Consider the following 19,669-nt stretch of genomic DNA (forward strand, 5'->3'; position numbering starts at 1 on the left):
TGCATCTGACGAGAGCTGCGGTTAAACGGGCAGCGCAATCACGGACTTTGTCATGCGCCCAGAATTCGAACGCCTCGTTGAAGAGATCAAGCAGTCAGTCGGGCTGCTGAGGAGGCATCTTTGACGTCGATGCATCCACGGCACGCCTCGCAGAGCTGAACAAGCTCGCCGAAGACCCCAATCTCTGGAACGATCCCCAGAAAGCCCAGAAACTGATGCAGGAGCGGACCTCGCTGGAGGATTCGCTGACCGGTATCGGCAAGGTCATGCGTGAACTCGACGATAACGTCGAGATGATCGAGCTCGGCGAGGCCGAGGGCGATGACGGCGTCGTGGTCGAGGCCGAACAGGCGCTGAAGGCGCTGAAGAAGGAAGTCGCGCGCCGCGAGCTGGAAGCGCTGCTCGGCGGCGAGGCCGATCGCTTCGACTCCTATCTCGAAGTCCACGCCGGCGCCGGCGGTACCGAGAGCCAGGACTGGGCGAACATCCTGCTGCGCATGTATACGCGCTGGGCGGAGAAGCACGGCTTCAAGGTCGAATATCTCGAAGAGACCGCCGGCGAAGAAGCCGGCATCAAATCCGCGACCATCCAGATCTCCGGCCACAACGCCTATGGCTGGCTGAAGACCGAGGCCGGCGTGCATCGCCTGGTGCGGATCTCGCCGTTCGATTCCAACGCGCGGCGGCACACCTCGTTTTCGAGCGTGGCGATCTTCCCGGTGGTCGATAACACCATCAAGATCGACATCAACGAATCTGACGTCCGCGTCGACACGATGCGCTCCGGCGGCGCCGGCGGCCAGCACGTCAACAAGACCGAATCCGCGGTGCGTCTGACGCATATCCCGTCGGGCGTCGCGGTGGTCTGTCAGGCCGGCCGATCGCAGCACAAGAACAAGGCGCAGGCCTGGGACATGCTGCGCGCGCGACTCTACGAGATCGAGCTGAAGAAGCGCGAAGCGCAGGCCGCTGCCGACCAGGCCGCCAAGACCGAGATCGGCTGGGGCCACCAGATCCGCTCCTACGTGTTGCAGCCCTACCAGATGGTCAAGGACCTGCGCACCGGCGTGCAGACCTCGGACACCTCCGGCGTGCTCGATGGCGACCTCGACGAGTTCATGGCGGCGACGCTGGCGCAGCGCGCTTTCGGCACCTCGCCGGGCGCCGGCACGATCGACGACGTCGACTAAGCCAGCTTCGAGGCGGTGCGACTGCAGTCGCACCGTTTCAATATTTTGTGCGACTTTCAGGCCCCGGCCTTGGCGGACTACTTCTCCTCCGCCGCATTTTCCTTATGATGACGGTACCGGAACCCGCCGGGGTCTTCCGGCTTGTTTCCGAGAGTCGCAGGAAGCGGCATCATCATTGAAAAGGGGGGCATCGTGAAAATCATTCCCATTCTGGCTATCGGTGCAGCGCTGATGCTGGCCGGCTGCGGTCGCGATCCCGGACCGGCCGGTCCAAAGGGCGAGCAGGGCGCGCAGGGCCCCGCCGGTCCGCAAGGCGCCCAGGGCCTTCAGGGTATTCCCGGCGTTCAGGGGCAGACTGGCGCACAGGGTCCGCAGGGACCGCAGGGTGCACCGGGCGCTGCTGGCGAGAAGGGTGAAAAAGGCGACAAGGGCGAAGCGGCGACGGTCGCCGTTCGCGCCGTACAGGTCGATGGCCCCGCTGCGTGCGATGCGACCGAAACGCTGGTCTCGGTGTTCTGCCCGAGCGGCGGAGCGCCCGACGGCGCGGCCTGCGCCAAGCCGCCCAGCGTCGGCCTGTGCCTGAAGAAATGATTCCGCGGATGGCGCCGGTCGGCTGAGGCCGGCCGCGCGTGGATCGACAGCGGCGCAGGAGCGGCAGGAGTTTCCTACGCTTTTGCGTCGCTGCGGCGGGCATAGCTCGGCGCCGCCGCGATCACCAGATAGTACTCGCAGCGGCGCGTCGTCCGGTTCTCGAACCAGTGCTCGACATCGACCTCGAAATACAGCGAGTCGCCTTCCTCCAGAACGGTCTCGGTATCCCGGGTCCGGACCGTCACGCGGCCATGCGTGGCCAGAACATGCTTGGACGTGCCGGCCGGGTAGGCGGGCAGTTCGCCGGTCGATGTCTTCGGCGGCAGATGGTGCAGCACGACTTCCACCGCCATGCCGGCCATCACCGGCGACAGCAGGAAACGCTCGAAGCCGGTCTTGGCGTCGCGAAACACCTGTCGCTGATCTTTGCGCACGACCGCGAAGGCGCGACGAGGCGCATCGACGTCTCCCAGCAGAGTCGAGAATGACGTATTCAGCGCGAGTGCAATGCGCCGCGCCAGGCCGATCGTCGGGCTCTTCTCGCCGCGCTCGACGCTCGACAGCATCGCGCGGCTCACGCCGGACAGTTTCGAAAAGGCCTCCAGCGTCAGGCCGGCCTGCTCGCGCATGGTGCGGACGCGGTCGCCGAAGTCACGGCTGACGGGGTCTTCGTCGATGACCTTCCGTGCCGCAGGGTTCGCCATGTCGCGTGTCGCTCCGTCGTGATTGCCGTGATCGATCTTAGGCATGGTTTGCCGCGGTGTCACTTCGCCAAACGGTTATAAGACACCGGCGGCCTTGAACAAATCTTCTATCGAAGATATAGGTGTCTATAGAAGAACCGGCGACCCGTCGCCGGAAATAAACGCACCAGAGCACTGGAGAGAAAATGCGCCTCGTCACGTTCCTTCATAACGGCCATCAGGCCGTCGGCATCGCCGATGAGATGCTCACGCAGGTTTCGCCGCTGCCAGCCGAAATCGCGCCGGACATGCTGACCCTGATCGCCAATTACGATCGCCTGAAGGACGGGCTGGCCGCTGCCGCAGGCGCGCCGCTGCCGATCGCCGGGTTGCAGCTCCTCGCGCCGATCCCGCGTCCGTCGCGAAACGTGTTCTGCGTCGGCAAGAACTATCACGAACACGCCAAGGAATTCGCCGGCTCCGGCTTCGACTCCTCGGCCAAGGAAGTGGTGCCGGAAGCGCCGGTGATCTTCACCAAGCCGTCGAGTACCGTGATCGGGCCGGGCGCGTCGATCCCGAACTATCTGGATCCGACCGACAGCACCGACTACGAGGGCGAGCTGACCGTGATCATCGGTCGCGGCGGCCGCGGCATCACCAAGCAGGATGCCCTGGCGCATGTGTTCGGCTACACGATCATCAACGACGTCACCGCGCGCACGCTGCAGCACAAGCACCGGCAGTGGTTCATCGGCAAGGGCATCGACGGGTTCTGTCCGATGGGACCGGCTATTCTGACGGCCGATGAAATGCCGGACCCGACCAAGATGCAGCTCAAGACCTACGTCAACGGCGAACTGCGCCAGGATGCGTCGGTCGCCGATCTGATCTTCGACATTCCGACGCTGATCGAGTGTATCTCGTCCGTGATTACCTTGGAGCCCGGCGATCTGTTGGCCACCGGCACGCCGGCCGGCGTCGGCCTCGGCTTCAAGCCGCCGCGCTTCCTCAAGAAGGGCGACGTGGTGGCCATTGACGTCAGCGGCATCGGCAGACTGGAAAATCCGGTCGGCTGAACGAGCTATCAACATGCGGTGGCGTCCTTCGCCACCGCATGCTGCGATACACGATACAAGGCGGTCAAATCGTCGGTCCTTGAGACGGCGGCCCATCGATGGCGCCGCACAAAACACATTGGGAGACATCACATGAAACGTCGCGACTTCATCGCGGGCCTTGGCGGCCTTTCGGCTCTCGCCGTGACCGGCCAGAGCGCCCGCGCGCAGGACGCCTGGCCGACCCGCAACATGACCATGATCGTGCCGTTTCCGGCCGGCGGGCAGGCCGACATCGCGGCGCGTCCGATCGCCCAGTACATGCAAAAGGTGCTCGGCAAGCCGGTCATCATCGATAACCGCTCTGGCGCCGGCGGCTCGCTCGGCAATGCGACCGCAGCACGCGCGCAGCCCGACGGCCACACCATGCTGATGACGCTGTCGTCGCTCGCCGTGCTGCCGGAAGCCGACCGCATCTATGAGCGTCCCGTCGCTTATGAAGTCGATCAGCTGCAGCCGATCGCGCGCGTGCTCGCCGATCCGACGCTGTTCGCCGTGCCGGCCAGCGCGCCGTGGAAGACCATTGCGGACTTCGTCGCCGACGCCAAAGCGCGGCCCGGTGCCATCGCCTATGGCTCGTCCGGCCCGTTCGGCACGCTGCATGTCTCGATGGAAATGTTCGCGATCGCCGCCGACATCAAGCTGCTGCACGTTCCCTACCGTGGTGCTTCGCCGGCGATCAGCGATCTCCTGGGCGGCCAGATCCAGGCGCTGGCCTCCGCGCCGGGCACGCTGAAGCAGCATGTCGATGCCGGCACGCTGCGCGTTCTCGCCAATTTCGGCGGCGAGCGCCTGGCCGCCTTCCCGAACGTGCCGACGTTCAAGGAACTGGGCTACTCCGATGTCGAGTTCTACATCTGGGCCGGCCTGTTCGTGCCGAAGGGTGTCCCGCAGCCGGTGGTGACAAAGCTGCGCGAAACGATGAAGTCCGCGATGAGCGATCCGGAAGTGACCCGGACGTTCGAGGCCGCCGGCAATATGCCGGCCTATCAGGACGCCGACGCCTTCGCGCAATTCGTCGCCAAGGACAGCGCGCGCCTGGTCGCGGTAGCCAAGAAGATCGGCAAGGTCTGAGCTACGATTCCTAACCGCAGGGACGGCGCCACGCCGACAGCCACGCCGTAAACCGGCCGCTGTCGCGCGTGCCGCCGTGCCAGGCGGCGGTGACCGCGCCGTCGCAGGCGACCATCATCACGACATCGAGTCCGGCCGAGCGGCGCAGCGTGTCCACCGCCTGTTGCGGCGTCTGCGCGATGGGTCCTGCGACATTGAACGAGGTGTTGACCGAAAGTTCGACGCCGATGTGGCGGCCGAGCGCTTTCAGGATGGCGTAGGTCAGGGGGTCGTCGTCGGCGCGGACGATCTGGATACGGCCGGTGCCGTCGGCGTGGATCACGGCCGGAATTTTTATCCGGGCTTGCGGCTTCGATTGCGCGGTCAGGACCATGTAATTATAGGCGTTGTAATCAGCGTCAGCGGCGCCTTCCAGCAGCTCGAAATATTCCTGCGCCGCCTCAAGCGTCGCCATCGGCGCCAAAGGGCGGATCGCCTCGCGAAATTTTACCCGCGCATTCAGCCGCTCGCGCGTCGCGGGATCGCAGGGGTTGGCGAGGATCGAACGATGGCCGAGCGCGCGCGGGCCGGTCTCCGCCGCGCTCTGGTACAACGCGACGATGCCGCTTTGCGCGATGATAAAAGCGATCAAATCAGCCACGGCATCGATGCCCTCGGGCGTCGAGATCGAGCCGACCGGCGTCGAGGCGATGTCGTCGCTCTTCAGCGCCTCCGCGATGTCATCCGCGGCCGGCGCGTCGCCGCCATAGAACGCATGCGTGATCGGTGCTCCGCGCGGCGCGCCGAGCAGATGCGCGAACACCCAGGCGGCGCCGATGGTGACGCCGGGATCGCCGGGTACGGGCGGCACCCACAGATGCAGTTTCGAGCGGCGGCCTTGCGCCTGCGCGAACCACGTCTCGTCGAAATGCTGCAACAGCCGCATGTTGCCGAGCGCATTCAGCGCCACGCCGCCGGTCAGGACCAGCCGGCGTGCCCCGGTGGTGCGCAGCAGGTGATCGACGATATGGATCAGCGCATCCTCGAACACCAGTTGCGTCGCGGCCGCCTTGTCGAGGCGGTCCTGCGTATCGGCGCGGTGCGCGATGTCCTCGACGCGCAGCACCGCGTCGGGATTCCACAATTGATCGGGCTTCAGCGGTTGACCTAGAAGGTCGATCAAAGGCTGCTTGTAGGGATGTTCGAACGGGTCGCAGTACCAGTTGCCCATCGCGCGGTTGAGCCGCACTTCGCCGTTCACGGCAAATTCCAGCACCTCGCGCAAGCGCGGGTAATACCGATTGCTGGCGCGGTTCATGTCGCCCCAGGCGGCGGCGCCCATGTAGCGGCCTTCGCAGGACAGCCAGGTCCAGCCGCCCTGCGTCGAGGCGATCACGCTGTAGAACGCGCCGAGGGAGTCGAACACGCTGTCATTGCAGAACAGTTTTTGCATCGCGCCTGACTGCGCGACATAGGTCGATACCGAGCCGAGGTCGCCGGTGCCATCCAGCACCGCGATCGCCACCGGCTCGTTGTCGGGGAAGGGCGAGGCTGCGAAGGAAAACCAGGCGTGGTTGTCGTGATGCGGCATCATCAGAAGCGGCACGCGGGCGGGCAGGCCGAACTGCTTGCGCAACAGTTTTGGCGTGCGCGTCATCTGCTCGAAGCGCCTCGCATCGAAGCTGACGGAATTCTGCGTGCGCAGCAGTTTCAGGCTCTCTGGGAATTCCTCGATCACGCTACGCAGCAGAGAGCCGATCAGGTCGGGATAGTCCCAGCTCGTCAGCCACGCATCGATATCGCCGACGTCGCGGCCGATCGTCCGCAGCGTGGCACGCATCGCATCCAGCGCGCCGCGCGGATATTGCGTGGTGTGCTTGTCGCCGGAGAAGCGTTCTTCTTCATTGTTGACGATCAGCCGCGGCCCGCGCGCCTGCGTCACTTCGACCAGGGCGACGCCGGAATTATGCGTGCCGGGCAGGCCGAGGCCGGCGAGATACACCGTCTCGCCGCGTGCAAGCTTGGCGCGGATTGCCTGGATGCGGTCTGCCGTGAAACGGGAATCATTGGCGTGAAACCCGGCCAGTGCCATCAGCCAGGTCGTGACGCGGCGGGTCGCTCGGAAGCCGAAGCGGCCGAGGCGTGGATATTTCGGGCCGATGCGTCGGGGAGAGCTCAAGAGGCAGCCTCGGGTTTCACTGCCGCTTCAATCACACTCGGGGCGGGGCAACAATGCCCGGCATCCCTAGCCCGCACCGAGCCGTGCACCCGCGCGCAGGAATTTCTGCGGGTCGACGGCTTCGCCCTCGATGCGGGTTTCGTAGTGCAGGTGCGAGCCGGTGGAGCGGCCGGTCGAACCGGCGAGGCCGATCACCTGGCCGATCTTGACGACGTCGCCGACCCGGACGTTGATCTCCGACAAATGGCCGTAGCGGGTGGCGAGGCCGTTGCCATGGTCGAGCTCGATCATCTTGCCATATCCTCCCGCATAGGCCGCCGAGGTCACGCGGCCGTTGGCGGTGGCGCGGATCGGATCGCCGGTCGCGGCGCGGAAGTCGAGGCCGGTATGCATCGCCGGGCGGCCGAGGAACGGATCGGAGCGCACGCCGAAGGTCGAGGTGTATTCGATTTCCCCGACCACCGGCTTGCGATAGGGCACCAGCGCCATGGTGCGGTTCAGTTTGTCGAGCTGCGCGCGCGTCGTATAGGTGCGAACGAGCTGGCGCTCGAACGGGCCGGCGTCGGCGGTCAGCTTGACGGGAACGTAGGGGCCGCCCATTGGCGCGCGGGGTGCTGCGGCTTCGAGCTGCGCCATGTTGAGGCCGAGCTCGCTGACGACGCCGCGCATCCGGTTGACCTTGGCGTTCATCGTTTCTTCCGCCACGCTCAGGGTCGATAATTGCTTGCTCTCGACTTGGTCGAGCGAGGCCTGCAATTTTGTAATGACGGTATCGACGCCCTGGATCTTGGCGAAGTGGCCGGGCATCACGGCGTTGAGGATGCGGGTGCCGAGCCGCGCCTGGCGGTCCGGCGGCGCCGTTGGCGTGACGGTTGTATTGATCGGCGACGGCTTCGGCGTGCCGGATGATGCGGGGGGCTTGCCGATCGAACCGGTCGCCAGATTATCGGGGATCGCGCTCAGCATGGCGGCGCGGTTTTCCAGCACGGCCTGGCGGCGGGTGACTTCGGCGAGTTTCTGGTCGAACTGTTCCTGGTCGAGCATCTGCCGGCTGGTCGAGCGATCGACCTTGGCACGCAGCTCGGAAATGCGGTCCTCATAGGCGTATTGCATTTCGGCCTGCCGGGCGATCAGCTTGGTCAGCACGTCGTCGCGGAACGCGAAATAGGTCGCGGTCGCCGCCGACCAGGCGCCCAGCACGGTCACGGTGCCGACCACGATCCAGAACACCACGGGGCCGATCCGGAACTGCTTGCCGGCATGCGCGATCGTATAGTCGCCCTGGCGGGCCGGCTGCGCCGGGGCCTTGGCCGGGCCGGTCCGACGCGCTTGCGCCCGGTGGTGATCATGGGCGTGGTGCTGTGGATATTCGGCGTGGTGCGCGGTGCGGTTCGACATCAGTACTCCCGGCGCCGGCCAGGAAATACGCTCTGGCCGGCTCAATTACCGGGGGATTTGACCCTCTCATGGTTAATTTTGAGCAAAGGGATCCGCTAAATTTGACGGGCCTGCTCGAGTACCGCGTCAGCATGTCCATCGACTTTCACACCGCGCCAGATTCGCGCCACGCGGCCGTCGCTGCCGATCAAAACCGTGGTGCGAAGCACGCCTTCGAACACCTTGCCATACATCGATTTCTCGCCCCACGCGCCGTAGGCCTTGAGCATCGACTGGGTCTCGTCGGACAACAGCGGCGTCGTCAGATCGTGCTTGTCGCGAAACGATTCCTGCGCCTTCAAGGGATCGGCGGAAACGCCGAGCACCATTGTGTCAGCGGCCTTGAAATCACGGCCGAGGCGGGTGAAATCGATCGCCTCCTTGGTGCAGCCTGGCGTATTGGCGCGCGGATAGAAGAAGATCACCAGTTTCTGCCCGGCAAAGTCGGCGAGTGAAACGGTGGCGCCGCCGTCGCGCGGCAGGTTGAATCCCGGAGCCAGACTGCCTTCGGCGGCGAGCGCCGGCGCCTGATCGAGCTTTGCCTTCGCCGGCTTCGGTGCGGCGACGGCTTTGGCCGCCGGCGCCGGCTTGCGGGCCTTCGCGGCGGCAACGGCCTTCGGAGCCTTGGCAGCCGGTTTCGCTTTCGCTGCAACCTTGGCAACCGCCGTGGCGGCGGGCTTCACGGGCTGGGCAACGGTCTTCTTTGCCCGCGCCTTCGCTACCGGCTTGGCTACCACCGGTTTGGCAACCTTCTTGGCAGCCGGCTTCGCGGCGCTTTTGGCGGCTGGCCTGGCCGCGCTCTTGGCCGCGCTCTCGGTCGAGGCTTTGGAGGAATTCTCGCGCGATTTCTTGGACATACGCCTTCCTTTCGTCGCTTTCAGCGGATCAGTGTGATGAATATTAGAAGTGCTTTGCGCTGCCGGGTAAATCCGCCGCGGTGCAAATGATCTGCCCCCGGAGTATGGTTACAAAGGATTCGACGCAACACCCGATCCCGTGTGCCTGAACGCGGCGCCACGACCTGAACGTCATGACTAACCCGCGAATGAGCCGCATTGCCGGAACAGGGGCCATCGAGCGATCGATGCGCAGATGCCCGGAGCGATCATTCTCATCATCAGCGCCTGCACCGAGAGGCAATGCCAAGTAACAAGCCGCCCCAAGCGACAATTCCGCACGCCGGTCAGCAGTCTCCGCAATGGAACGATTCCGATTGGGATCAGCTCCATCAAGAGGTTGGCAATCATCGCGCGCGCCGGCTGCTGTCCAATCCGGACACCGGGCACGGCGTAGAGCCACCGCGTCGCGGCGGCTGGCTGAAGCGGACACTCGGGGTGCTGCTCCTGCTGCTGGTCGTCGTGGCCGGCGGCTTCGGCGCGCTGTGGTGGCGGCTCGGCGCCGGGCCGATCAATTTCGACATGGCGACACCGTGGCTGGCTGACGCGATCCAGGACAATATCGGCGAGGGTAACACCGTCGAGGTTGGCGGCACCCAGATCGAGCGGTCCGGCCGGATCCGGATCGCGGTACGGATCCGCGACATCGTGGTGCGCGACCGCGATCACGCCATCGTCGCCAGTGCCCCTAAGGCCGAAGTCAAATTGTCGGTGCCTGCGATGCTGATGGGCCGGCTGCGCGCCGAAAGCCTCAACCTCGTCGATGCCGTGCTCGCGGTCCGCATCATGCCGGACGGTGAGGTCACCGTTTCCACCGGCGACAATGCGCGCCCGCTGGCGACCGGCGTGGCGACGCCGCGGGTCGCGCCGCCGGTCATTCCGCCGACCATCCCGGTGCCGTCCGGCCCGTCGCTGTCGCTGCCGCCGGGTCAGGTCGCCCCCCTGGTCCAGGCGCTGCCTACCCCGCCGGTTCCGGCGGCCGAGAAACCGTCGCCCAGCGGCCTCCTCGCCGGGCTGGAGTGGCTCGACAGCCTCAGCCTGACCGGACTGGACGGCCAGAACCTCAACGAGATCGGCCTCAAGAACGGCACGCTGGTGATCGACGACCAGCAGCGCGGCAACACCTCGACCTTCAACAACATCACGCTGAACCTGCGCCGCCCGCATACGGGCGGCGTGGCGATGAGTTTTGGCGAGGCTGGCAAGACGCCGTGGTCGTTCGGCGTCGTGGTCGGTGCGCCGTCTAACGGCGTGCGCTCGGTCGAGATCAAAGCAGACAGGGTTCCGACCCGGAACATCCTGCTGGCCTTGCGCATGAAGGACCTGACCTACAGCGCCGACCTGCCGCTGACCGGCGAGTTGAAGGGCGAACTTGGCCGCGACGGCCTGCCGACCTATTTCCGCGGCAAGATCGTCGCCGGCGCCGGCCCGATCATCGACAATGATACGCCCGATTATCCGATGCTGATCGATTCCGCCGAGGTCAATCTCGAATGGGATTCCGGCCGCCGCGTGCTGCTGGCACCGTTCAAGGTGGTTGCCGGTCCGAACCGCGTGACGCTCTTGGCGCATGTCGAGCCGCCCAACGACGCCGTGCCGAACTGGCAGGCCGGCTTGAGCGGCGGCACCATCGTGCTGCCCGGCACCGGCAATGAAGCGCCGCTGATCTTCAACCGGATCGATATCGGGCTGCGTTTCGATACCGACAACAAGCGGGTTTTGCTGACGCAGGCCAATATAAGCAATGGCGAGATCGGGATCGCCGGTTCCGGCGCGGTCGATTACGCCGGCGAGCCGCGGCTGGTGCTCGGGCTTGCCGGCACGCCGATGTCGGCGTCTGCCTTGAAGCGGATGTGGCCGATCCTGGTGACCCCGGAAGTCCGAGAATGGGTGATCGAGCGGATCGAGCGCGGCTCGGTGCAGCGGCTCGACATCGCGCTCAACTCGCCGGTACGCAATTTGTCGCGAAGAGGCCCGCCGATCCCCGATGACGGCCTCAGCGTCACCATCCTCGCCAATGGCGTGACGCTGCGCCCGGTCGATGACCTGCCGCTGATCCGCGACGCCGACCTCAAGGCCCGCATCACCGGCCGCACCGCCACGGTGACGATCGGGCAGGCCGGTGTCGATACGCCCGCGGGGCGCAAGCTCAATCTCACCGACGTCGTGTTCGAGGTGCCGGACATGGTGCCGAAGCCTATGCCGGCGCGGGTCAAGTTCAGGGTCGAGGGGCCGGTGCCTGCGGTAGCGGAAATCCTGGCCTCCGACCGCCTTAGCGACGTCACCGGCAACACGCTCGATCCCAACGCCACCAAGGGCAATGCCTCGGCGTTCGTCACCATGGGCATGCCGATCAAGGGCGAACTGACCAAGGCCGACACCACCTATACGATCAATGCCGACCTCAAGGATTTCGCCGGCGACAAGCTGGTGATGGGCCAGAAGCTGGAAGCCAACGCCCTGAAGATTACCGCCAACAACCAGGGCTATCAGGTCAAGGGCGACGTCCGGATCAACGGCCAGCCCGCCGCGCTGGACTACCGCAAGCCGACTGACGGCGATGCCGACGTGCGGCTGCAGGCCACGCTCGACGACGCCAGCCGCGCCCGGCTGGGCTTCGATCTCGGCCCCGCCGTCAGCGGCTCGTTGCCGCTCAAGCTGGCGGGCCGGATCGGGTCCGGAGACCGCGAGAGCAAGTTCGGCATCGAGGCCGATCTGACGCCGATGAAGATCGACAACATCCTCCCGGGCTGGACCAAGCAGCCGGGCAAGGCCGGCCGCGCGGTGTTCAACGTGGTGCAGAAGGGCCAATCGACCAGGCTCGAGGACATCGTGGTCGACGGCTCCGGCGCCTCGATCAGGGGCGCGGTCGAGGTCGACCAGAGCGGCGATCTGGTCAGCGCCAACTTCCCGACCTTCTCGCCGTCGGAAGGCGACAAGACCTCGCTGAAGGCCGATCGCAGTCAGGACGGCACGCTCAAGGTGGTGATGCGCGGCGACGTGTTTGATGGCCGCGGCTTCCTGAAGTCGGTGATCTCCGGCAAGGAGACCGACCCCAAGAACAAGACCAAGGCGATCGATTTCGACATCGACGTCAAGCTGGGGGCGGTCGCGGGCTTCTACGGCGAGGCCATCCGCAGCCTCGACGTCAAGATCTCCAGGCGCGGGGGGACGATCAAGAGCTTCACGCTGAATGGCAAGCTCGGACGCGACACGCCGCTGACCGGCGACATGCGCGGTCGCGCGCAGGGTGCCGCGCGCGATATCATCTACATCGAGACCAATGACGCCGGCGCGCTGCTGCGCGTCACCGACACCTACGCCAAGGTCAGCGGCGGCCAGTTGTCGCTGGCGATGGATACGCCGAGCTCCGACAACCGTCCGAAGGAAGGTCTGGTCAATCTGCGCGACTTCGCCGTCAAGGGCGAAGCGCAGCTCGCCAGCGTGGCCGGCGGCGGGCAGGGCGGCACCCAGAACAGCATCGCCTTCTCGCGGCTGCGCGCCGAATTCACCCGGCAGAACGGCCAGCTCACCATCCGCGAAGGCGTCGTGAAAGGCCCGGTCGTCGGCGCCACCATCGAAGGCAGCATCGACTATCCCGCCAACACGGTGCGGATGAGCGGCACCTTCGTGCCGATGTACGGGCTCAACAACATGTTCGGCCAGTTGCCGGTGATCGGGCTGTTTCTCGGCGGCGGCAGCAATGAAGGGCTGATCGGCGTCACCTACGAGGTGATCGGCACGCCCGGCGCGCCCGTCATGCGCGTCAACCCTATCTCGGCGCTAGCGCCGGGCCTGGTGCGCAAGATCTTCGAGTTCAACACTGGCAAACAGAACAACCCGGTCGAGTTCCCGAGCGGCTCGAACAACTAGTCCATGCCGGGCTTAAAGAAAAAGGGCGCGGTCATTGCTGACCGCGCCCTTTTTTGTTGCTAGGGAACTTTACGCTGCGCGGACGCCGGCGAGGAAGGTGCTGACTTCGCCGGACAATTGCTCGGCCTGTTTCGACAGGCCGGACGCCGCGCTCAGCACCATGCTGGCAGCGCCGCCGGTTTCATGCGCGGCCGAGCTGACGCCGCCGATATTGGTGGTGACCTCCTGGGTCGCCTGCGCGGTCTGCGTCACGTTGCGGGCGATCTCGGCGGTGGCGGCGCCTTGCTCCTCGATCGCCGAGCCGATCGTGGTGGCGATGGCGCTGACTTCCTCGATGGTCGCGGTGATGCCCTGGATCGCATCGACCGCTTCCCTGGTCGCCGCCTGGATCTGCGCGATGCGGGTGCCGATCTCCTTGGTGGCGTCGGCGGTCTGGCCGGCCAGGCTCTTCACTTCGGTGGCGACGACGGCGAAACCGCGGCCGGCTTCGCCCGCGCGTGCCGCCTCGATGGTGGCGTTGAGGGCCAAGAGGTTGGTCTGGCTGGCGATGCTGTTGATCAGTTCGACGACGTGCTCGATCTGCTGCGCACCATCCGCCAAAGCGCGGACGATGCTATCGGTGCGCCGCGCGCTATCGACCGCATGGCTCGTGATCTTTGCGGACTGCGCCATCTGCCGGCTGATCTCGACGATCGATGACGACAATTCTTCGGCGGCGGCGGCGACGGTCTGGACGCGGCTGCTGGCTTCGGCGGCGGCGGTCGCGACGATCGTTGCTTGGTCGTTGGTGCGCGCCGCGGTGCCGGACATCGACTGGGCGGTGGCTTCGAGTTCGGTCGAGCCGGAGGCCATCAGCCCGACCAGCGCGCCGACCGACTGGTCGAAACGGTTGGCGAGCTGGATCAGTGCATCACGCTTCTCGGCCTCGCCGGTCTGTTTCAGGCGGGCCTGTTCGGCTTCAAGCGTACGCGCGGTCATCGAGGTCTGCCGCAGCATCTCCAACTGCTCGGCCATGCGGCCGATTTCGTCGCCACGGTCGGTCTCGTCGACCGCGGTGTCGAGCGAGCCGGTGGCGATGTTGTGCATGCGGCCCTGCAGCCGACGCAGCGCGCCGAGCACGTCGCGGGCGATCAGCCAGGACAGCAGCGCCATCAGCGCCAGCACGCCGGCGCCGAGCAGGCCGAGCCTGGTGAGCAGCGCATTCACGTCGGCATCGAGATCGTCGACATAGAGGCCGCTGCTCATGGTCAGGTCCCACGGCGCGTAGTAGCGCGCGTAGACCATCTTCTCCAGCGGCACGGTCTGGCCGGGACGGGGATAGAGATACGAGGTCGTGCCGCCTTCCGGCGACTTGCGACCAGCATCGATGGTCGCCTTGGAGATCAGCACGCCGTTGGAGTCCTTGGTGCCGGTGAACTTGCCTTCGAGCTTGGGGTTGCCGGCATTGACCAGCAGCACGCCGTCGGAATGATAGGCGACGAGGTAGCCCTGCTTGTTTCCGAACGTCATGCCGCTGGCGCGCTGGCGATACTGGGCCTGCGCGTCAGCGAGCGTGAGCTTGCCGGCCGCGACTTCGTCCTGCAGCGTCTGCGCCATGCCGACCATCAGGTCGACGGCGGTATGCAACTGGCCCATGCGGTCTTCCAGCATGCGCTTCTGGCTCAGCGAGGCGGACACCGCGATGATCGCGCAAACGGATATGGCGGAAACAACCACGATGCTGGCGAGCTTGGTGCGGATCGTGAAGCGGCTGAGCAGACTCATCTGGACCTCCAGTCGGTAAAACTTGAGGTAGTTTGTAGCTGCAAGGTGCTTACCAAAGATGAAAGTGCGCTATATGAATACGCATCTCAATGCAACAGGCGTGACATGCACGCTAAAATAGAGAAATCAGTCGTAATGTCCTGCAGCGCGCATCAACTGAGGTAGGCGCTGTTCACCGCGCCCACCTTCAAGTTAACGGCGCAGCGCAGGCACGACGAGAAACGGGATCATGCCGATCACCACGCTGACCAGCGCGAAGGCGATCAGTGGATTGTAGCTCTGCGTCCAGTCGTGCAGCAGTCCGCCGCTCCATGAGCCGAGCGCCGAGCCCAGCCCGCTGCCGATCGTGATGGTGCCGTAGATGGTGCCGACGCGGGGACCACGAAATATCTTCATCGCGGTCGCCGTCAGCAGCGGCCCGCGCGAGCCGATCATGCTGCCGAAGCAGATCACGAAGCCGGTCAGCAGAAAATAGTTCGGGTACCATTGCAGTAGCCACAACATGACGATGCCTGCGATCGACAGGGTGTAGCTGAACAGGATCGAGGGGCGGCGGCCGATCACGCCGTCGAGCCACGACACGCCGAGCATGCCGAACAGCAGCACCACGCCGCTGAAACCCCAGGCGGTCGCAGAGGTCAGCGGCGGAAAGCCGGCATCGATCAGATAGGCCACGACCTGCGGCGCGATCGCATACATGCCGATCGCGGTGAAGAAGAACGTCGAGAACAGCGCCCAGAACGCGTGATGGCGCATGGCCCGCGGCAGCGTCCAGCCCTCGTCGGCAAGATCGTGGCCCTCGGGCTTCTCTAGATGCTCCGAGCCATTTGCAAAGAAACGCCATGGCAAGAGAACCAACGGTAGCAGCAAAGCCAGCACCATCCAGCCGAAGGTCTGATAGGCGCCGCGCCAGTCCAGGCGGTCGATCAGGATTTGCGCGAAGGGCAGCATGATGAGCACGCCGGCGCCGGTCGCGGAATACACCACCGACATTGCGGTCGGCAGCCTTTTGCCGAACCAGCGGCCGAGCAGGATCGAGTTCGGCACGTTGCTGATGCAGGCGACACCGCAGCCCAGCGCGATCCCGATGGTGACCTGAAACTGCCAGAGCTGCTGTGCAAAGGAAGCGGCGAGGAAGGCGCCGCCGATCAGCGCCAGTCCGGTGACGAACACCGCGCGGGGGCCGGAGCGGTCGAACAACCGACCGACCAGCGGCGAGGCAAGCCCGATGCAAAGCGCGGTCAGCGAGTAGATCGAGACCACGTCGCCGCGATCCCAGTCAAAAGCCTGCGAGATCGGCAGCAGGAAGACCGTAAAGCTCTCCTGTAGCCCGCGACCCAGGACCGACAGCGTGAAGCAGACGCCCAGAACGGCGAGCGCGGTGCGCTGGGAGGCTTTGGGGTCCATCGGGCTCTTCTTCACGGCGTTTGCGAATGGCCCACCATGGAGCGCGTTTCGCAGTGCATGAACAAGTGCGCCCGGCGAATGGCCCTATGCGGGCTTGAGCAGGATGTGCTTCTTCTTGCCGAGCGACAGCTTGATCACGCCCTCCGGCGTGAGTTGCGCCGGCGTCAGCAGCATCTTCTCGTCGGTCACCGGCACATCGTTGACGCGCAGCCCGCCGCCCTTGATCTGGCGCCGCGCCTCGCCGTTGGAAGCGACGAAGCCGGCAGTGACGAAAATGCCGAGCACGCCGATGCCGGCCTCGAGTTCGCCGTGCGGAATATCGATGGTCGGCAGGCTCGACGAGATCGCGCCTTCCTCGAAGGTCTTTCGCGCCGTCTCGTTGGCGGCGTCCGCCGCCTCGCGGCCGTGCACGATGGCGGTGGCTTCGGTCGCGAGGATCTTCTTGGCTTCGTTGATCTCGGCGCCGCCGAGGCGCTCGAGCCGGGCGATCTCGTCGAGCGGCAGCCGCGTGAAGATCTTCAGGAATTTGCCGACGTCGTCGTCTTCGGTATTGCGAAAATACTGCCAGAAATCATAGGGGCTGAAGAGGTCGCCGTTCAGCCATACCGCGCCGGTGGCCGACTTGCCCATCTTCTCGCCGGACGATTTGGTCAAGAGCGGCGTGGTCAGCGCGTAGAGCTGCGGGCCGCCCATGCGGTGGGAGAGGTCGACGCCGTTGATGATGTTGCCCCACTGGTCGGAGCCGCCCATCTGCAGCGTGCAGCCATAGCGCCGGTTGAGCTCGGTGAAGTCGTAGCCCTGCATGATCATGTAGTTGAATTCGAGGAACGACAGCGACTGGTCGCGGTCGAGCCGCAGCTTGACGCTGTCGAAGGCCAGCATGCGGTTGACCGAGAAATGCCGGCCGACGTCGCGCAGGAATTCGACGTAGTTCAGCTTCAACAGCCAGTCGGCATTGTTGACCATCATCGCGTCGGTCAGGCCATCGCCGTAGCGCAGCATCTTGCCGAAGATTTTTTTGATGCCCTGGATGTTCTCGTCGATCTTCTCGACGGTCAGCAACTGTCGCTGGTCGTCACGGAAAGAGGGGTCGCCGACCATCGAGGTGCCGCCGCCCATCAGGGTGATCGGACGGTGCCCGGTCTCCTGGAACCAGTGCAGCATGGTCACCGAGATCAAATTGCCGATGTGCAGCGACGTCGCGGTGGCGTCGTAGCCGACATAGGCGGTGACCGGGCCCTTGGCGCAGGCGGCATCCAGCGCCTGCGGATCGGAGATCTGGTGGATGAAGCCGCGGCTCTGCAGCACGTTCAGAAAGTCTGATTTAAATGCGGTCATCTGTTGAAGACTCTGATCATGATATTTTTACGCTGACTCGACAGATTGGCGGTGCGCCGGGACCGGCGACCGCCCATCCGGGGCGCCGTGTGGCATTATAAGATCGGGCCATTAGACACAAGTTTCACCTGACGAGGGCTTTGGCCGTGGCATTGATGCTGACCGCGATCGGGCTGATGAGCGGGACCTCGCTGGACGGGGTCGACATCGCCTTGATCGAGACCGACGGCCGCGCCGTGCGAGCCTTCGGTCCGTCCGGCTACCGGCCCTATGCGGAAAGCGAGCGAGCCGTGCTGCGCCAGGCGCTGGCCGAAGCCGCGGCGCTATCGGACCGCGACGCGCGGCCGGGGGTCCTGGCCGAGGCCGAGCGGGTGGTGACTTCGGCCCATGCCGAGGCTGTGGCCGGCTTTCTCACGCAAAACCGCATCGCCCGCGAAAACGTCGATATCGTCGGCTTCCATGGCCAGACGGTGCTGCATCGTCCGGCCGACCGGCTGACGGTGCAGATCGGCGATGGCTTGGCACTGGCGCGGGCGATCCATATTCCGGTGATGCACGATTTCCGCGCCGCCGATGTCGCGGCCGGCGGGCAGGGCGCGCCTTTGGTACCGGTCTATCATCGCGCGCTGGCGCAGGCGCTTGGGCGCGGCGGGGCGGTCGCCGTGGTCAATATCGGCGGCGTCTCCAACATCACCTATATCGACGGCGACACCCTGATCGCTTGCGACACCGGTCCCGGCAACGCGCTGCTCGACGATTTCATGTTCCGCAGCATGGGCGAGCCGTTCGATTGCGAGGGCCGGCTGGCGGCGCAGGGCGTGGTCGATGAGGAATTCGTGGCGTGCGGGCTGGCATTGCCGTTCTTCGCCGCGCCGCCGCCGAAGTCGCTCGACCGCAATGCGTTTGCTGCGCTTGTATTGCGCAACATGGCGCCTGCCGACGGTGCCGCCACGCTGACCGCGTTCACCGCCGCGGCGATTGCCAGCATCGGGCCATTGCTGCCGAACCCGCCTCTGAGCTGGATCATCACCGGCGGCGGCGCCCGCAACCTGACAGTGCTGCGCATGCTGCGCGCGCGACTTGCGCCAGCGGAGGTAGAAACCGCGGATTCGCTGGGATGGTCGGGAGACGCAATGGAGGCGCAGGCGTTCGGATTTTTGGCCGTGCGCGGGCTCAAGGGCCTGCCGATCAGCTATCCGGCCACCACCGGCGTACCGATCCCGATGACCGGCGGCGTGGTGGCGAGGCCGGGGTGATCGTAGCCCGGATGAAGTCGACGCGCCCTTGGGCGCGGCGACGCAATCCGGGGAAAGCGTTTGTGATGGACGGGCCGGACCCGGATTTCACCAGCGATCGCGCTTCGCGCCATCGCCGGCTTCATCCGGGCTACAGACGCCGCTTTAGCGGACGTTCGCCAGGCGCATGTCGAGATAGCCGGTGACCGATTCCATCAGCGGCTCGAGCTTGCCGTCGAAGAAGTGGTTGGCGCCGGGGATGATGTGCTGGTCGATGACGATGCCCTTCTGGGTCTTCAGCTTCTCGACCAGCGTGTTGACGTCCTTCGGCGGCACCACGGCATCCTTCTCGCCATGCACGATCAGGCCCGAGGACGGGCAGGGCGCCAGGAACGAGAAGTCGTAGAGATTGGCCGGCGGCGCGATCGAGATGAAGCCCTCGACCTCGGGGCGGCGCATCAGGAGCTGCATGCCGATCCAGGCGCCGAACGAGAAGCCGGCGACCCAGCAGGCACGGGCTTCGGGGTTGATGGTCTGTGCCCAGTCGAGCGCCGCCGCGGCATCCGATAACTCGCCGGTGCCATGGTCGAACGAGCCCTGGCTGCGGCCGACGCCGCGGAAATTGAATCGCAGCACCGAGAAGCCACGGTGCACGAAGGCGTAATAGCACTGGTAGATAATCTGGTGGTTCATCGTGCCGGCGAACTGCGGATGCGGGTGCAGCACCATCGCGATCGGCGCGTTCTTCTGCTTGGCCGGATGATAACGGCCCTCGATGCGGCCGGCAGGTCCGGTGAAAATGACTTCGGGCATGGATGATCCTTGAGGTAATCAACCGACTTCGCGCAGGGTTCGGCGGGTGGGCTTGCAAGCCCGGGCTCGGAGAGTCCTGCGTCTAAGGTGGCGGA

General features: G+C 65.4%; 14 protein-coding genes. 6 read left to right on the forward strand and 8 right to left on the reverse strand.

Translation table 11 applies throughout. From position 1 onward, the window contains the following. Positions 1-52 precede the first annotated feature (52 nt). Positions 53-1,190, forward strand: a protein-coding gene (gene prfB, locus FNL56_RS15375) for a peptide chain release factor 2 (protein ID WP_143573740.1) whose coding sequence is annotated in 2 segments (ribosomal slippage) — positions 53-121 and positions 123-1,190 — 1,137 coding nt in all. Because the reading frame shifts where the segments join, the coding sequence is not laid out codon by codon here. A 192-nt stretch (positions 1,191-1,382) separates the two neighbouring features. Continuing rightward, a complete protein-coding gene (locus FNL56_RS28685) occupies positions 1,383-1,781 on the forward strand; it encodes a hypothetical protein (protein WP_302466839.1) in 399 nt (132 codons plus the stop codon). Between the two features lie 74 nt (positions 1,782-1,855). Here FNL56_RS28685 and FNL56_RS15385 read toward each other — a convergent pair whose 3' ends face one another. Further along, entirely contained in the window at positions 1,856-2,530 is a 675-nt protein-coding gene (locus FNL56_RS15385; RefSeq protein ID WP_210245398.1) for a helix-turn-helix domain-containing protein, read from the reverse strand. Positions 2,531-2,670: 140 nt separating this feature from the next. Between FNL56_RS15385 and FNL56_RS15390 the strand changes: the two genes are divergently transcribed. Both FNL56_RS15390 and FNL56_RS15395 read left to right on the forward strand, forming a co-directional pair. Next, positions 2,671-3,540, forward strand: coding sequence for a fumarylacetoacetate hydrolase family protein (locus FNL56_RS15390; RefSeq protein ID WP_143573742.1), 870 nt, complete (start codon positions 2,671-2,673; stop codon positions 3,538-3,540). A gap of 132 nt (positions 3,541-3,672) precedes the next feature. Then, positions 3,673-4,653 (forward strand): tripartite tricarboxylate transporter substrate binding protein, encoded by a 981-nt coding sequence (locus FNL56_RS15395; RefSeq protein WP_143573744.1) that lies wholly within the window; start codon positions 3,673-3,675, stop codon positions 4,651-4,653. 10 nt (positions 4,654-4,663) lie between these two features. On the opposite strand, the gene FNL56_RS15400 is transcribed toward FNL56_RS15395, so the two are convergent. From FNL56_RS15400 to FNL56_RS15410, 3 genes are all read right to left on the reverse strand, one after another. Further along, positions 4,664-6,811 carry a carbamoyltransferase C-terminal domain-containing protein gene (locus FNL56_RS15400; RefSeq protein WP_246660673.1) on the reverse strand — a complete coding sequence of 716 codons (2,148 nt, stop codon included), beginning with the start codon at positions 6,809-6,811 and terminating at the stop codon, positions 4,664-4,666. Positions 6,812-6,877: 66 nt separating this feature from the next. Next, a complete protein-coding gene (locus tag FNL56_RS15405; RefSeq protein ID WP_143573746.1) occupies positions 6,878-8,209 on the reverse strand; it encodes a peptidoglycan DD-metalloendopeptidase family protein in 1,332 nt (443 codons plus the stop codon). A gap of 95 nt (positions 8,210-8,304) precedes the next feature. Beyond that, positions 8,305-9,105: a peroxiredoxin gene (locus FNL56_RS15410; RefSeq protein ID WP_143582123.1), complete on the reverse strand. Its 801-nt coding sequence runs from the start codon at positions 9,103-9,105 to the stop codon at positions 8,305-8,307. A gap of 282 nt (positions 9,106-9,387) precedes the next feature. Between FNL56_RS15410 and FNL56_RS15415 the strand changes: the two genes are divergently transcribed. Continuing rightward, positions 9,388-13,017: a DUF3971 domain-containing protein gene (locus tag FNL56_RS15415; RefSeq protein WP_143573750.1), complete on the forward strand. Its 3,630-nt coding sequence runs from the start codon at positions 9,388-9,390 to the stop codon at positions 13,015-13,017. Positions 13,018-13,086: 69 nt separating this feature from the next. On the opposite strand, the gene FNL56_RS15420 is transcribed toward FNL56_RS15415, so the two are convergent. The 3 genes from FNL56_RS15420 to tyrS all read right to left on the reverse strand — a co-directional run bounded on the left by FNL56_RS15420 (position 13,087) and on the right by tyrS (position 17,526). Next, positions 13,087-14,781 carry a methyl-accepting chemotaxis protein gene (locus FNL56_RS15420; protein ID WP_143573751.1) on the reverse strand — a complete coding sequence of 565 codons (1,695 nt, stop codon included), beginning with the start codon at positions 14,779-14,781 and terminating at the stop codon, positions 13,087-13,089. Between the two features lie 192 nt (positions 14,782-14,973). Then, on the reverse strand, positions 14,974-16,188 hold the full coding sequence (locus FNL56_RS15425) for an MFS transporter (protein ID WP_143573753.1): 1,215 nt from the start codon (positions 16,186-16,188) through the stop codon (positions 14,974-14,976). A gap of 84 nt (positions 16,189-16,272) precedes the next feature. After that, positions 16,273-17,526: a tyrosine--tRNA ligase gene (gene tyrS / locus FNL56_RS15430; RefSeq protein WP_143573755.1), complete on the reverse strand. Its 1,254-nt coding sequence runs from the start codon at positions 17,524-17,526 to the stop codon at positions 16,273-16,275. 152 nt (positions 17,527-17,678) lie between these two features. Here tyrS and FNL56_RS15435 point away from each other — a divergent pair, with 152 nt between their 5' ends. Next, a complete protein-coding gene (locus FNL56_RS15435; protein WP_143576182.1) occupies positions 17,679-18,782 on the forward strand; it encodes an anhydro-N-acetylmuramic acid kinase in 1,104 nt (367 codons plus the stop codon). A gap of 144 nt (positions 18,783-18,926) precedes the next feature. Here FNL56_RS15435 and FNL56_RS15440 read toward each other — a convergent pair whose 3' ends face one another. Beyond that, positions 18,927-19,574, reverse strand: a complete 648-nt coding sequence (locus FNL56_RS15440; RefSeq protein ID WP_143573757.1) for an alpha/beta hydrolase — start codon at positions 19,572-19,574, stop codon at positions 18,927-18,929. Between the last annotated feature and the right edge of the window lie 95 nt (positions 19,575-19,669).

This window comes from Tardiphaga sp. vice304, from assembly GCF_007018905.1.
In the GTDB taxonomy this organism is placed as follows: domain Bacteria; phylum Pseudomonadota; class Alphaproteobacteria; order Rhizobiales; family Xanthobacteraceae; genus Tardiphaga.